This is a genomic window from Vibrio sp. R78045, from assembly GCF_042466085.1.
GTDB lineage: Bacteria > Pseudomonadota > Gammaproteobacteria > Enterobacterales > Vibrionaceae > Vibrio > Vibrio cyclitrophicus.
Genome location: NZ_JAXHBS010000008.1, coordinates 1,173,688 through 1,187,728, shown reverse-complemented (window position 1 = coordinate 1,187,728; position 14,041 = coordinate 1,173,688). Strand labels below are relative to the sequence as shown.

General features: G+C 43.9%; 12 protein-coding genes. 4 read left to right on the top strand and 8 right to left on the bottom strand.

All coding sequences use genetic code 11. The annotated features are described in order from the left end of the window. Positions 1 to 671: 671 nt before the first annotated feature. Both speB and speA read right to left on the bottom strand, forming a co-directional pair. The gene (gene speB / locus SJY39_RS07795) at positions 672 to 1,598 is read right to left on the bottom strand and encodes an agmatinase (protein WP_010438310.1); all 927 of its coding nucleotides are present in this window, start codon (positions 1,596 to 1,598) and stop codon (positions 672 to 674) included. Further along, complete coding sequence (speA, locus tag SJY39_RS07790) at positions 1,598 to 3,505, bottom strand: arginine decarboxylase (RefSeq protein WP_010438309.1); 1,908 nt, start codon at positions 3,503 to 3,505, stop codon at positions 1,598 to 1,600. Before speA ends, speB begins: the two co-directional genes overlap by 1 nt. Before the next feature lie 561 nt (positions 3,506 to 4,066). Between speA and SJY39_RS07785 the strand changes: the two genes are divergently transcribed. From SJY39_RS07785 to SJY39_RS07770, 4 genes are all read left to right on the top strand, one after another. After that, positions 4,067 to 5,503: a coniferyl aldehyde dehydrogenase gene (locus SJY39_RS07785; RefSeq protein WP_010438305.1), complete on the top strand. Its 1,437-nt coding sequence runs from the start codon at positions 4,067 to 4,069 to the stop codon at positions 5,501 to 5,503. Next, on the top strand, positions 5,500 to 6,078 hold the full coding sequence (locus tag SJY39_RS07780) for a TetR/AcrR family transcriptional regulator (protein WP_010438304.1): 579 nt from the start codon (positions 5,500 to 5,502) through the stop codon (positions 6,076 to 6,078). The genes SJY39_RS07785 and SJY39_RS07780 overlap by 4 nt, the downstream gene beginning before the upstream one ends. Positions 6,079 to 6,565: 487 nt before the next feature. Next, positions 6,566 to 8,140 carry an ATP-binding cassette domain-containing protein gene (locus SJY39_RS07775; protein WP_010438299.1) on the top strand — a complete coding sequence of 525 codons (1,575 nt, stop codon included), beginning with the start codon at positions 6,566 to 6,568 and terminating at the stop codon, positions 8,138 to 8,140. A gap of 114 nt (positions 8,141 to 8,254) precedes the next feature. Beyond that, positions 8,255 to 9,493, top strand: a complete 1,239-nt coding sequence (locus SJY39_RS07770; RefSeq protein WP_010438297.1) for a leucine-rich repeat-containing protein kinase family protein — start codon at positions 8,255 to 8,257, stop codon at positions 9,491 to 9,493. Positions 9,494 to 9,609: 116 nt separating this feature from the next. On the opposite strand, the gene SJY39_RS07765 is transcribed toward SJY39_RS07770, so the two are convergent. From SJY39_RS07765 to thrS, 6 genes are all read right to left on the bottom strand, one after another. Further along, positions 9,610 to 10,044, bottom strand: a complete 435-nt coding sequence (locus tag SJY39_RS07765) for a hypothetical protein (protein ID WP_010438294.1) — start codon at positions 10,042 to 10,044, stop codon at positions 9,610 to 9,612. A 40-nt stretch (positions 10,045 to 10,084) separates the two neighbouring features. Next, positions 10,085 to 10,402 carry a N(4)-acetylcytidine aminohydrolase gene (yqfB, locus tag SJY39_RS07760; RefSeq protein WP_016787141.1) on the bottom strand — a complete coding sequence of 106 codons (318 nt, stop codon included), beginning with the start codon at positions 10,400 to 10,402 and terminating at the stop codon, positions 10,085 to 10,087. Between the two features lie 208 nt (positions 10,403 to 10,610). Further along, on the bottom strand, positions 10,611 to 10,964 hold the full coding sequence (gene rplT, locus SJY39_RS07755) for a 50S ribosomal protein L20 (protein ID WP_004733517.1): 354 nt from the start codon (positions 10,962 to 10,964) through the stop codon (positions 10,611 to 10,613). Between the two features lie 42 nt (positions 10,965 to 11,006). Further along, positions 11,007 to 11,201 (bottom strand): 50S ribosomal protein L35, encoded by a 195-nt coding sequence (rpmI, locus tag SJY39_RS07750; RefSeq protein WP_004738430.1) that lies wholly within the window; start codon positions 11,199 to 11,201, stop codon positions 11,007 to 11,009. 104 nt (positions 11,202 to 11,305) lie between these two features. Further along, on the bottom strand, positions 11,306 to 11,857 hold the full coding sequence (gene infC / locus SJY39_RS07745) for a translation initiation factor IF-3 (protein WP_077680304.1): 552 nt from the start codon (positions 11,855 to 11,857) through the stop codon (positions 11,306 to 11,308). Positions 11,858 to 11,859: 2 nt separating this feature from the next. Next, a complete protein-coding gene (thrS, locus tag SJY39_RS07740; RefSeq protein WP_010438276.1) occupies positions 11,860 to 13,788 on the bottom strand; it encodes a threonine--tRNA ligase in 1,929 nt (642 codons plus the stop codon). Between the last annotated feature and the right edge of the window lie 253 nt (positions 13,789 to 14,041).

The following is a 14,041-nucleotide window of genomic DNA, read 5'->3' as shown; positions in this document are numbered from 1 at the left end:
ACATCCCCCGTTGTCACAAAGCACTGTTCTTCAGAGCTGTGAAAATTATTTGTAATAGCAATTTCAGGTTTTAATCAAACTCATACTTAGCTCTTTTCAATGACAATTCGTTCTTATGTCCAAACCACCCTTGGAGAGATGTATTTCACCTGTTTTATTATAGTTTACTTACTCTTAAGCCTAGTCTTCCCCATAAAAAATGCCATGTCTGTGCTAAGAGACGTCTTTTCTAATATTTAAGCTTTCTTTGAAAGCTTAAAAAGACTAGCTAAAAGTTAGTAGGATGCCGATTAATATACAAGTGATTTCACAATGTAATTGCACCTTTTCATTTTATAAATATATACAGTAATCAAATTGATAAATCATTAACGAATACAGGGTATTAGTTGAGGTGAGCTATCCATCGTTAGTAAAGCGAGGTAAGTCCCAGCTTTGAGACATTACTCAAGATCAAGGTGATGAATTTTCGCTCAAAAGCCATGCTATAGCTTGTATGTTACGTAGCTATCGGCACATTAGTTCACGGAAACGGCAAGACGATTTTCACAGCCCTAAACCTTTGATTTTAGTTCTCTTAAAAACAAAAGCCCATCAGGTTCAACCTGATGGGCTTCTGAATAAATAGGTGACACGTTCGGTTAGCTAACAAATACAACTAACCACTAGTGTCATTTTGTTAAGCGGCTCGCCGTCCAAACGTAAAGCAGCTCGAGAGCAATCGTCGCACCAGCTAATGCTGTAATCTCGCTTTGGTCATACGCTGGAGAAACTTCTACAACGTCCATACCAACCATATTGATGCCTTGCAGGCCTCGGATGATTTTCAAAACTTTATCTGAATTCAAACCGCCGCATACCGGAGTACCTGTACCTGGGGCAAAAGCAGGATCCAGACAATCGATATCAAACGTTAGGTAAACTGGCTTATCACCGACAATGCCTTTCACTTGAGCAATGATCTCGTCCACGCTCATGTCGTTCGCTTGCATCGCGTTAATAACGTTAAAGCCGTGGCCTTCCTGCTTGTACTCTGTACGAATACCAATTTGCACTGAATGTTCAGGCGAAATTAAACCTTCATTTGGCGCATGGTAGAACATAGTGCCGTGATCGTAACGACTGCCCTGACTGTAAGTGTCAGTGTGCGCGTCGAAGTGAATCAAAGCCATCTCACCGTACTTCTTGCCGTATGCTCTAAGTAAAGGCAGTGTAATGAAGTGATCGCCACCTAAACCTAACAGAGTTTTACCACTGCTTAGAATCGCATCAGCCGCCGCTTCCAAACGTTGAGTTAGGTCTTCTGCATCACCACAATCAAACACAAGGTCGCCAGCATCAATCACTGAAGTATGTTCAAATACATTGAAGTCCCAAGGGAATTTTTTGCCTTCCCACGCCAAGTTCACCGACGCACGACGAATCGCATCAGGCCCCATACGAGCCCCCGGTCGACCCGACGTAGCCATATCTAACGGCGCGCCCAGCACAACCACATCAGCATCATTGTCGATTGGATTTTGCACCAATGGACGACGCATAAACGTCATTGCATTGGAGTACAGCGAGTAATCTGGTTTAGTAAATAGATCGTTCATTAAAAATCCTCAAGATAGGTGTAACCCATCAAGCCTTGCTCTAACTCTTCAAGTACGCTTTGTTGCTCTTGATCTGGTACTTTCGCCGTGACCAAATCTTTGTAGTTCTGACGAATCAGATCCGTATCGATGTGAACATAACGCATCATGTCTTCAACCGTATCGCCTTCATTGATGTAGTCGATATTCGCTTGACCACTTTCATCAACATTCACCACGACACTGTGGGTATCACCAAATAGGTTATGCATATCACCCAAGATCTCTTGGTATGCGCCTACTAAGAAAAAGCCCATCAGGTATGGTTCATCTGGGTTCCATGCAGGAACTGGCAGAGTCGTTTCAATACCTTGACCGTCAACGTACTGATCAATCGTACCGTCAGAATCACAGGTGATATCCAATACAACAGCGCGTCGCTCGTCCGCATTATCCAAACCACTTAGAGGCAACACAGGGAATACCTGATCGATACCCCAAGCATCTGGCAACGATTGGAACAACGAGAAGTTAACAAAGAACTTGTCGGCTAAACGCTCGCTCAGCTCATCCAAAATAGGACGGTGGTAACGGTTCTTAGTGCTCATACGAGAGCTAAGTTCGTAGTTAATACGCAAAGACATCTGCTCTGCCCAAGCACGGTGCTGAAGATTCAGCATGCCTGTTGCAAACTGGTTGTGCGCTTCTGCGATATCACTCTGAGTGTCGTTATAGATCTCGATCAACGCTCGGTCATCGTTGCCTGCATCTAGTTCTAAGAAATTCTTCCACATGTTGTGTAGCAACATTGGTGCGTCAGCTTCTGGAGCCGCCATATCTTCCGGAAAATAGCTTTCTGTACCGATCACATTAGTCACAAGCACAGCGTGATGCGCAGTCAACGAACGACCAGATTCCGAAATAATCACAGGTTGTGGCTGATTGTAGAGCTTACAAATGTCCCCGACTGTCATCACAATGTTTCGAGCGTACTCAAGCAAGCCGTAGTTCATTGAGTTTGAAGACTGGCTGCGTGTGCCGTCGTAATCAACCGCCAAACCGCCACCCACATCGAGGTACTTCAATTGAGCCCCGATATCGCGCAGTTCACAATAGAAACGCGCCGCTTCACTCACGCCATTTCGCACATCACGAATATTGGCCATTTGTGAGCCAAGATGGAAATGCACTAACTCGAGAACATCGAGTTGGTCTTCTGCTTTTAAACGTTCAATAACGGTCAATACTTGTGATGCAGACAATCCAAACTTCGACTTTTCGCCACCACTTGCTTGCCATTTACCTGCACCTTGAGAAGCAAGACGAATACGCAAACCTAAACGAGGTTTCACGCCAAGCGCTTTCGCTTCAGAAAGAACAAGATCAAGTTCTGATAGCTTCTCTAGAACGATAAATACTTTATGACCTAGCTTTTCGCCAATCAGCGCAAGACGGATGTATTCTCTGTCTTTGTAACCATTACACACAATCACCGAGCTCGCTTTTTGAGCCAGCGCCAATACCGCTAATAGTTCAGGCTTGCTACCCGCTTCTAGGCCCAATTGCTTCTGCTCTAATTGAGCTTGGCTCGCTAAGATCTCATCAACCACTTCTTTCTGCTGGTTCACTTTAATCGGGTAAACAAGCAGGTAACGGTTGTCGTACTGATATTCGTCGATCGCTTGGTTAAATGCGTTACAGATATTGTGCACACGTTGATGCACTATTTGAGGAAAACGCACAAGAGCAGGCAAACCAATATTTCGCTGCTCTAACTGTTTTACGATCTGACTAAGCGGAACTTGATGATCGGTTTCGCTCGGTGAAACATACACCTCGCCGTTATCATCAATTCCATAAAAACCTTGGCTCCAGTGCTTTACATTATACTCAGCACGGATGCGTTCCAAATTAACCGAATTTTCCAATTCTAGAGACCTCACACTATAGGGCCATCGACAGAAGATACCTCTTTGGAATAGCGAGGTATAACCCAACAAAAAACGCTCAAAAACGATTTGTTGGCTGCATTAACCGATATTATTAAGAGTGAGTCCAACCATTGATATTTGTGGTTACGATTACATTTTTTTATCGACGATCCGACTTAAAGTGACAAGTAAGGAATTACAAGGTTTTAGGCTAGAAAACAGGCTGAAATGCATCACAACTCAAGCACTTTCCCACAAAAATTTAGGTGCAAAAAATGCTAGTTATACATCAAGTTTTTCGAAAAATAAGTGAGGTTAAGTCAAGGTCATGACAAATATCAGCACTTCTCAGTCAGAGCTCCCATTATCACCAGCACTGCATATACCCTATGATTCTGTACCCATTAGTACCTCGTTTTTCCAACTAAAAACCGCTCGCTTCAACGTTGTGACCGCTCAAATATTGAGCTTTTTCCGTTCATCTCTTGTAAACGTCGAAATCTTCGCGTAGATTTAACTGACCAACCAATCGGTCAGCTTTCGAATTTAGGAGATACTATGAGCCATAATCTAGACTTTGAACCAAACCCGTCGAGCATTAACGACATGGATCAGATCTTCAACCGACAAAAAGATCACTACCGCAATAATGTTAATCCTACGCTTGAGCAGAGAAGAAAAAATCTCTCCACCTTAAAAGCATTACTAATACGCAACCAAGAGCAATTGATTAACGCAGTGTCTGAAGATTATGGTCATCGCGCAAAACACGATAGCTTGATCGCTGATATTACCCCTTCTCTTCACCAAATTAATTACAGTGATAAGAATCTTAAGAAATGGTTAAAGCCATCGCGCCGTAAAGCAGGTTTGATGCTAACACCGGCTAAGATAACTGTGCATTATCAACCTGTTGGCGTTATCGGCATCATTGTGCCTTGGAACTTTCCTGTCATGCTCTCTTTAGGGCCTCTGATCACGGCGTTAGCGGCGGGTAACACTGCGATGCTCAAGATGTCTGAGTTTACTCCTGCGACCAACCGTGTTTTAAAAGCCATGCTGGCTGAAGGCTTTAATGAAGATCAGGTCGCAATTATCGAAGGCGAAGCTGACGTTTCTGCTAAATTTAGCCAACTGCCGTTTGACCATATCCTATTTACCGGCTCGACCTCTGTGGGTAAGCACGTAATGAGAGCGGCAGCCGACAACTTAACGCCTGTCACTTTGGAATTAGGCGGCAAGTCTCCAACGATTATCGCCCCTGACTTTGATGTGGCTGACGCTGTTGAACGCATCCTGTTTGCAAAAAGCTTAAACGCAGGTCAGATTTGTGTAGCTCCCGATTACATCCTATTACCACGAGAAAAAGTCGATGCATTCATTACGGCTTATAAGCGTTACTTCCACAAGCTATATAAAGACGGTATCGAGAGCAAAGATTTAACCTCAGTGATCGATATGCGCCAATACAATCGTTTGAAGGGTGTAATTGCAGATGCTCAATCTAAAGGCGCGGTTATTCACACGGTAACCGAGCAAGCACAGGACGATGTGAACCACAGAATGACGCCACACCTTCTAACAGAAGTGAACGAAGATATGATCGCAATGCAAGAAGAGTTGTTTGGCCCTGTTCTGCCTATCGTGCCTTATGATTCTATTGAAGAAGCGATTAACTACATCACAACCAGAGAACGTCCACTTGCTCTGTACCTGATGAGTCATGATAAACAGATCCAAGATCAGTTCTTATCGAACACGCATTCTGGCGGTGTTTGTATTAACGACTCTCTAGTACACGTGGCTGCAGAAGATGCGCCGTTCGGTGGCATTGGCCCTTCAGGCATGGGACACTACCACGGCATTGAAGGCTTCAAGACCTTTAGCCATGCCAAAACCGTTCTAAGTAGAGGAAAAATTAACTTCACCAAGTTAATGCACCCTCCTTACAACAACCCAATTAAAAAGCTTCTGTTCAAAGTACTTAATAGATGATTACGAAAAGACAAAAAATCTTAGATGCAGCGCTCCTTCTCTTCTCTCAACAAGGGTTAGAGGGCACATCTACCGGACAAATAGCGAAAACAGCCGGTGTAGCGAAAGCAACGCTGTTTCACCACTTCGAAAACAAATCTCTATTGATAGACGAATTGTTTCGCGATTTGAAGCTAGAACTGTTCTCGACCCTTCAACCACACACAGGTATAGCAGAACAAGATCGCTACCAAGCCTTTAAGTTCATGTGGATAACAGGGATTGAATGGGCACTAGAGAATCCAGTTGCGATGAAGTTCTTCACCAATGTTCATTTCGACCCAACGACTCAAACTCGAGAAGTCATTGTTTCACAGATGTTCGCATCGTTAGACGAGATCATTTTGAAAGGACAAGAAGACGGTGAATTGATGTCATTAAACATTGATCTTGTTAGGCACTTCATCCATAGCCACTTTTTGATTTGTGCAAACTGGCTCATTGAGCAGAGCGAATCTCCGCCAGAGAAAACATCGAAGTACATCAACGATAGCTTTGATATGTGTTGGCGAGCCGTTGGTGGGCAAATACAATAGCCCTTCTGATCTCTAGATACTCCGCTATCAAGTAATTAAAGCGTCACCAAATTAATTAAAGCGCCACACAGGCGCTTTAATTATTTGGATACATTTTAATCACGTCACCATATTGACCCAGAGTACGTTCTTTCAGTAACATCACCCCATCATTTCAAAAGAGAATAACGCCATAATGAAGTACTAACATCCTGACATCCGATTTATTTTTATAAAAATCATTTGGACACTCGGGGGTTAGTGGGCGTTACTTCGTCACCTATTTCTTGAAAAATCAAGCTATTGAAGAGCCGTCGATTTAAGGCCAACCTCTTTAAGATCAGTATCTTGAATAAAGAGAACATTTCAGCAAGATAATCTCTATCTTTTGCTGTCATCCTACTTAAGTAACGTCTTTGGCGATCTAGACATAGAATCCCACGTAGGAGTCTATCCAGAAAAGCGCCTCACCCCTTTTACTCGTTTACACGTAAAGGGAGGTATTTACATGCCTATTATATTAGCCAACAATCTCTCATTCCAGCTTGATACTGGTGAATGGTTATTCAAAGACATCACCTTTAATTTGAGCACTCGCCTCACCGGCCTAGTCGGCAGAAATGGAGCTGGGAAGTCACTACTGCTTTCGTTACTGCTCGGGCAAATACAGCCAACATCAGGCAATGTTTCGCGCCAAGGTTCGATTGGTTTTTACTCTCAGTTGCCATCAGCGCTACTGGATACAAACATCACCATCGCTGACTTCTTGGGGATCACCAAAAAGTTAGGCGCATTACACGCCATAGAACAAGGTAGCTGCGAAATTCAGCACTTCAATATCATTGGCGATGATTGGGATTTAGTCGCCCGTACTAAGCAGCTTCTCGCTACATTGAAAATAATTAGTGATTTGAACACGCTTTGTTGCTCTCTGAGTGGCGGGCAACTCGCCCTGTTACAGCTTCATCAATTATTCACATCAAACCACGAGATACTAATTCTCGATGAGCCTTCAAACCACTTGGACAGTGACGGTCGCAACTGGGTACTCGAACAATGCCAGTTGTTTGCAGGCAAAGTACTTATTGTTAGCCATGATCGAAGCTTATTAAAACATATGGAGGGGATCTACCACTTAAGCAGCTTGGGCCTACGTTTCTATAAAGGAAATTACGACGATTACTACAAACAAATTTCTAGCCAAAGCGAAGCGCTAGACAAGCAGATCGCGCATCATCAATCGGAGAAAAAGCGACTCGAGCGCCAAGCTCAGACTAACAAGGAAAAAGCACAACAACGTGAGTCTCAGGGTAACCGACTAAGAAAGTCAGGTAGTCAATCCAAGATATTATTGGATGCAATGAAAGATAAAGCAGGTCAAAGCCAAGCCGCACTGGCGACAAACCAAAGGAACCTCATTGACCAAAACCAACATAAACTTCAGTCGCTTAAAGGGCAGAAGGAGCGGTTAAAACCGCAAACTTTGTATCTGCAGCAGAGCAATATCAGTAAAAAGAGTTCTTTGTTAACCGTTGAAAACTGCCGCCTTGTTTACGGCTCTGGTGCACCAATTAGTTTCTCTCTATCGCAAGGGGAACGGTCTTCTTTAACCGGTGCTAATGGGTGTGGAAAGTCGACGCTGTTAAAGGCCATTCATGGGCAACACTCGAACTATACAGGCTACATTAAACGCTTAGGAACCACAGTATACTTGGATCAACACTTTGGACTGCTGGACACCAACGATACCATGTTCGATTGCCTGGTGACACATAGCTGCGGCATGACAGAAAGTGACGCACGCACCTTGTTAGCTGGCATCGGGTTTAGGCGAGACTCCGTATACCGAAAAGTGGCACATTTAAGTGGTGGTGAAAAAATGAAGCTGGCGATGTTGATCGTTAGCCACAAGCAAGACTCCCCGCTTCTATTACTCGATGAACCGGACAACCACCTAGACATCGACTCAAAGCAAATATTGGCGTCCGCTTTACGTGAATACCAAGGCGCATTTATCTTGGTGAGTCATGACAGCGACTTTGTTGAGGAGGTCGGTGTCAGCCAAAACCATATACGACTTTAACCTTCGTAAATTCGTTCACTTAGTTTAGTTAAGCGAGCATCGTTCCGGTGCTCGCCTTTCTTGATTGAGACAAGTAAACTACGCGCCTCGAACATCTATTCATAAGGCTAAGGTTTGCATACTCTAGAACAATTAAAATCAGGGCAACTAAACGGTATTAAGCGCTTACAACTGTCAGAAGGCCTCACCGAGTTTCCTTTAGAAATCATCGAGCTTGCAGATTCTCTTGAGATCCTAGACCTTTCAGGCAATCAGCTGTCAGATCTACCAGAAGAGTTATCACAGCTGACTAACCTGCGTATTATCTTCGCGTCGAATAACCTGTTCACGCACCTGCCTGATGTTCTGGGGTCACTTCCTAAGCTCGAAATGGTTGGCTTCAAAACCAACCAAATCAAAATCGTTAGCGAGCAGTCTCTGCCGATTCAACTACGTTGGTTAATCCTGACCGACAATGAGATCGAGGTTCTGCCTAGCTCGCTAGGTGAAAGACCGCGACTACAGAAACTGGCATTGGCAGGCAACAAGATTCGCGTTTTACCAGAAAGCATGGAAAACCTATCAAACCTTGAACTGGTTCGTCTGTCTGCAAACCAACTGACTGAATTCCCAGAGTTCCTTATCAAGCTACCAAAACTGGCTTGGTTAGCGTTTTCGGGTAACCCGTTTTGCAAACATCCGAGCAGCTTAGATAGCGTGCCTGCCGTAAGCTCGCAATGCTACTCACTCAATCAAGTGCTGGGCCAAGGTGCGTCTGGTGTGATTTCTCATGCTAACTGGTTAAATGGTGACTTTAATTTCCCACAAGAAGTGGCGGTTAAAGTATTCAAAGGCGAAGTAACAAGCGACGGTTACCCACACGATGAACTCGAAGCGTGCCTTCAAGCTGGTCATCATAGCAATCTAGTGAAGTCTATCGCTCAAGTTGATGAAGAGAACTACCTAGCATTGGTGATGGAGCTTATCCCGAGCAACTACTACAACCTAGGTTTGCCGCCTACTCTTGAAAGCTGCACTCGCGATACGTTCAACGAAGGCTTCGAGCTTTCAATTGCTCAGATCAATAGTATTACAGAACAGATGATTGATGTGTTTGAACACCTTCATACCAATAAAGTTTGTCATGGTGATCTATACGCACACAACACTTTAGTTAACGAGCAAGGTCAGATGATCTTTGGTGACTTCGGAGCGGCAACTATCTACGGTTATCTGACTGAAGAGCAGCAACAAGGCATTCGTCGAATTGAAGCGCGTGCACTGAAGTACTTTATTGAAGACCTATTGACGGTATGTGCAAAACAAGATCAAGGCAACGAGCTTTATACTCGATTGGCGAACTTCGAAGCTTAATAACTTAATAACTTAATAACTTAATAACTTAAACTACTCAGTCGAATTGAAAACAACAAAGCCAACATCACTGTTGGCTTTTTCATATGTTCATAAAACGAATCATCGCTAAACGTTTAGCGTTCAACTTGAACCAGCTTCAAGTAAGAATGCAACTCACCGTTCTTATACTCAACCGCAGAGTGAATATTAAGGTCAGCGCGAGCCACAACAGCAAACTGGTAGTGGTTCTCACCCTTCAGAATCTCGACGTGTAACAAACCGTCTCTTAACTGCCAATGACCTTGGGTTTCAAATCGGTCAAACAAACGATATTCCGTTAAACTACCATCAAAATGAAAGTGCACCTCAGTAATGTACCCTGCTGGACAACTTTTTACCCAAGTCTGCCCTAAGACATCTTCTTCAACAAAGTTTCTTTTGCTCTCGCACCACTTTAAATAATCGGCACTCTCGCTCAAATCACTATCTAAGTCATGCTTAGCCAGTAACGTCTGGTCTTGTTGTTCGCGACAGTAAAGCTGAAGCAGTGTCTGCTGGTTATTACTCATCAATCGCCATCCCTAGCTAGTCAATCCAATCCAACAAGGCTTAAGCTACCAACTCGTAAGAGACTACGTACAGCTGAGAAATGCCTGGGTAGATATCTTGAATCACATCTTTCAGTACTTGCAGCGTCATATTCTCTTGCTGAGCATGGAACTCACCTAAGTCATCAAACAGAATTGGTTCAACGCTAACAATCTTAAGATTACAGAATACACGTCCCTGCTCTAGCGTTGATACTTCCACAACGCTACCTGGTTGGTAGTCGCGCTCAGATTCATCGCGAATAGTAATTGTCTTCTTGCCAGAAAGGATATCGGCTTCAAAACGTTCGAAGAACGTCATAGTGGTAGGTGCGCTCATTTATTCGGTCGCTTAACATTAAAGAATAGGTAGATGTTTATATACCAGAATGCCTGTTCAAGCGAATAAAAATTAGATGCGGAAGTTCATCTCGTCATTCCCAAGACTGACGAAGGAAGGAGTTGGGAGTCTTTAAAAGTCAAATTAGAAGCAATAAAAAAGGAGAACCGAAGTTCTCCTTTTCTTAAACCTTTAAGCTAACTCTAAATTATAGAGATGCTTTCGCTTTTTCAACTAGAACAGCAAATGCTGCTTTGTCGAATACTGCGATGTCAGCAAGAATCTTACGGTCGATCTCGATAGATGCTTTCTTAAGGCCATTGATGAAACGGCTGTAAGATAGACCATTTTGACGAGATGCCGCGTTGATACGTGCAATCCAAAGTTGACGGAATTGACGTTTCTTGTTGCGACGGTCACGGTAAGCGTATTGACCAGCTTTGGTAACTGCTTGGAAAGCTACGCGGTAAACACGTGAACGTGCTCCGTAGTAACCTTTAGCTTGTTTTAGAACTTTCTTATGACGTGCACGAGCTTGTACACCACGTTTTACGCGAGGCATTATGCTTCTCCTAAACTAAACGAATTTATAAACTAAAAAGAATTAAGCGTATGGCATCATACGTAGAACTTGAGCAACTTCACATTTAGGAAGGATCGAGTTCGGACGAAGCTGACGCTTGTTCTTAGTAGTACGCTTAGTCAGGATGTGACGTTTACCAGCGTGCTTAAACTTAATACCACCAGCAGTTTTCTGGAAACGCTTAGCAGCACCTTTGTTGGTTTTCATCTTAGGCATGATGAATAACTCCGCATTGTTGAGTTGTTAATAACATAGTAATTAGGGCGAATAAAACCCCGCAACCTGAGGCTGCAGGGTTTAATTACTTGCAAAGCCGTTAATTACTTCTTTTTAGGGGCCAACACCATGATCATCTGGCGACCTTCAATTCTCGTTGGGAAAGATTCGACAACTGCAAATTCTTCAGTATCTACTTTCAAACGATTAAGAACGTCAACACCGATTTCTTGGTGAGCCATTTCGCGGCCACGGAAGCGAATTGTTACCTTCACTTTGTTGCCGTCTTCAAGGAAACCAGTCAGGTTGCGTAGTTTTACCTGATAGTCTCCAATATCAGTTCCAGGTCGGAATTTAATTTCCTTGATCTGAACCTGCTTTTGCTTTTTCTTCTGCTCTTTCGCAGCTTTGCTCTTCTCGAAGAGGAACTTACCGTAGTCCATCACACGACAAACTGGCGGCTCGGCGTTAGGGCTGATCTCTACAAGATCCATACCAGCTTCATTTGCAGCTTCCATCGCTTCAGCGATTGTTACTACACCAACAGCTTCGCCGTCTGCGCCAGTTAGACGCACTTCACGAACGCCACGAATGTCACCGTTTAAACGGTGCTGGTTTTGTTTGGCCGGTTGTTGGCCACGTCTTCCGCCTTTAATAGCTATTCCTCCAGATTGAGCTTACGGCTTGAAACCTCGGCTTGGATGTATGAAATAAAGTCATCCACTTTAAATTTGCCAAGGTCCTTACCTTTACGTGTACGTACTGCAATTTCGCCGGCTTCCATTTCTTGGTCACCACACACAAGCATGAACGGTACACGTTTCAAAGTATGTTCGCGGATTTTAAAGCCAATCTTCTCATTTCTCAAGTCTGCTTTGACTCTAAATCCACTTTTTTGCAGTTTTTTCGCAATTTCTTGTACATATTCAGACTGTTTGTCTGTAATGCCCATAACAATTGCTTGTTCTGGCGCCAACCACGTTGGGAAGAAGCCCGCGTATTCTTCAATAAGAATACCGATGAAGCGTTCTAGTGAACCTAAAATCGCGCGGTGAATCATAACTGGCGTGTGACGCTCGTTATCTTCACCTACGTAAGTTGCACCTAAACGTTCTGGTAATGCAAAATCGAGCTGCACTGTACCACATTGCCATGCGCGGTCCAAACAATCATGCAAAGTAAATTCAATCTTAGGTCCGTAGAACGCACCCTCGCCTTCTTGAATCTCGTATGCAATGTCCATTGCCTCTAGCGCTTGCTTAAGGTCAGCCTCTGCACGGTCCCACATTTCGTCTGAACCTACACGCTGTTCTGGACGAGTAGATAGCTTAACAACAATACTTTCGAAGCCGAAAGTTGTGTAAGTATCGTAAACCATTTCAATACAAGCTTTAACTTCTTGTTGAACTTGGTCTTCAGTACAGAATACGTGAGCATCATCTTGAGTGAAGCCACGAACACGCATAATGCCGTGAAGTGCGCCAGACGGCTCGTTACGGTGACATGAGCCGAACTCAGCCATACGTAGCGGTAGATCACGGTAAGATTTCAAACCTTGGTTGAAGATTTGAACGTGACCAGGACAGTTCATTGGTTTGATAGCGTATTCACGGTTCTCTGAAGAAGTAGTAAACATCGCTTCAGCGTACTTATCCCAGTGACCAGAGCGTTCCCAAAGAACACGGTCCATCATTAATGGGCCTTTAACTTCTTGGTAATCGTACTCAGTCAGTTTTTGACGAATAAATACTTCTAGCTCACGGAAGATAGTCCAACCGTTGTGATGCCAGAACACCATGCCTGGTGCTTCTTGCTGCATGTGGAATAGATCTAAGTGCTTACCGATTTTACGGTGATCACGCTTAGCCGCTTCTTCTAGGCGCACTAGGTGAGCCTTAAGCGCTTTCTTATCGTGGAATGCAGTGCCGTAGATACGTTGAAGCATCTTGTTGTCACTGTTACCACGCCAGTAAGCACCCGCTACGTTAAGTAGCGTGAAGTGTTGGCAGAAGCCCATATGTGGAACGTGTGGACCACGACACATATCGATGTATTCTTCATGATGGTACAGGCCTGGACGATCGTCTTTAGAAACATTCTCATCCAAGATTTCGATTTTGTAAGTCTCGCCGCGAGCTTCGAATGCGTCACGCGCTTCCTGCCAGCTAACTTTCTTCTTAACAACCTGATATTTGGTCTTCGCTAGCTCTTTCATGCGCTTTTCAATCTTTTCTAGATCTTCTTGCGTTAGAGAGTGCTCAAGGTCGATATCGTAGTAGAAACCGTTATCGATGGTAGGACCGATCGCCATTTTCGCTTCTGGAAAAAGCTGCTTAATCGCGTGACCTAAAAGGTGAGCACAAGAGTGACGAACGATCTCAAGGCCATCAACTTCATCTTTAGCAGTGATGATTTCTAGGCTTGCATCGTTTTCGATAAGATCACAAGCATCAACACGCTCGCCGTCTACACGACCAGCAATGGTTGCTTTCGCAAGGCCAGGACCGATTGATAGGGCAACATCTAGAGTTGATACAGGGTTGTCAAATTGACGCTGACTACCGTCAGGAAGAGTAATAATTGGCATTATTTGTCCTTTACAGTGGTGTTGCACACCAAGCAACACATGAAAATGTTTAATATATGTTTTTCAACCAACAAGTATGTTGATCGGAGATATATGCATAATAAAGATACCCACATAGAAGCAAATACAGATGCCCCATTTGTGAGTAGCCGAACATTGTAACGAAATTATATGAAATGACAATGACAGAGAGAGCCTCTCGACTCTCCCATAGGCCCAATACATGAGATCTCATCGTGCTAACCAGCGGCTT

What these genes read in the sequence shown, in the direction of transcription:
- speB (WP_010438310.1), bottom strand. Translation starts at nt 1,598, where the DNA reads ATGAACGATCTATTTACTAAACCAGATTACTCGCTGTACTCCAATGCA.
- SJY39_RS07785 (WP_010438305.1), top strand. Translation starts at nt 4,067, where the DNA reads ATGAGCCATAATCTAGACTTTGAACCAAACCCGTCGAGCATTAACGAC.
- SJY39_RS07780 (WP_010438304.1), top strand. Translation starts at nt 5,500, where the DNA reads ATGATTACGAAAAGACAAAAAATCTTAGATGCAGCGCTCCTTCTCTTC.
- SJY39_RS07775 (WP_010438299.1), top strand. Translation starts at nt 6,566, where the DNA reads ATGCCTATTATATTAGCCAACAATCTCTCATTCCAGCTTGATACTGGT.
- SJY39_RS07765 (WP_010438294.1), bottom strand. Translation starts at nt 10,044, where the DNA reads ATGAGTAATAACCAGCAGACACTGCTTCAGCTTTACTGTCGCGAACAA.
- yqfB (WP_016787141.1), bottom strand. Translation starts at nt 10,402, where the DNA reads ATGAGCGCACCTACCACTATGACGTTCTTCGAACGTTTTGAAGCCGAT.
- rplT (WP_004733517.1), bottom strand. Translation starts at nt 10,964, where the DNA reads ATGCCTCGCGTAAAACGTGGTGTACAAGCTCGTGCACGTCATAAGAAA.
- rpmI (WP_004738430.1), bottom strand. Translation starts at nt 11,201, where the DNA reads ATGCCTAAGATGAAAACCAACAAAGGTGCTGCTAAGCGTTTCCAGAAA.
- thrS (WP_010438276.1), bottom strand. Translation starts at nt 13,788, where the DNA reads ATGCCAATTATTACTCTTCCTGACGGTAGTCAGCGTCAATTTGACAAC.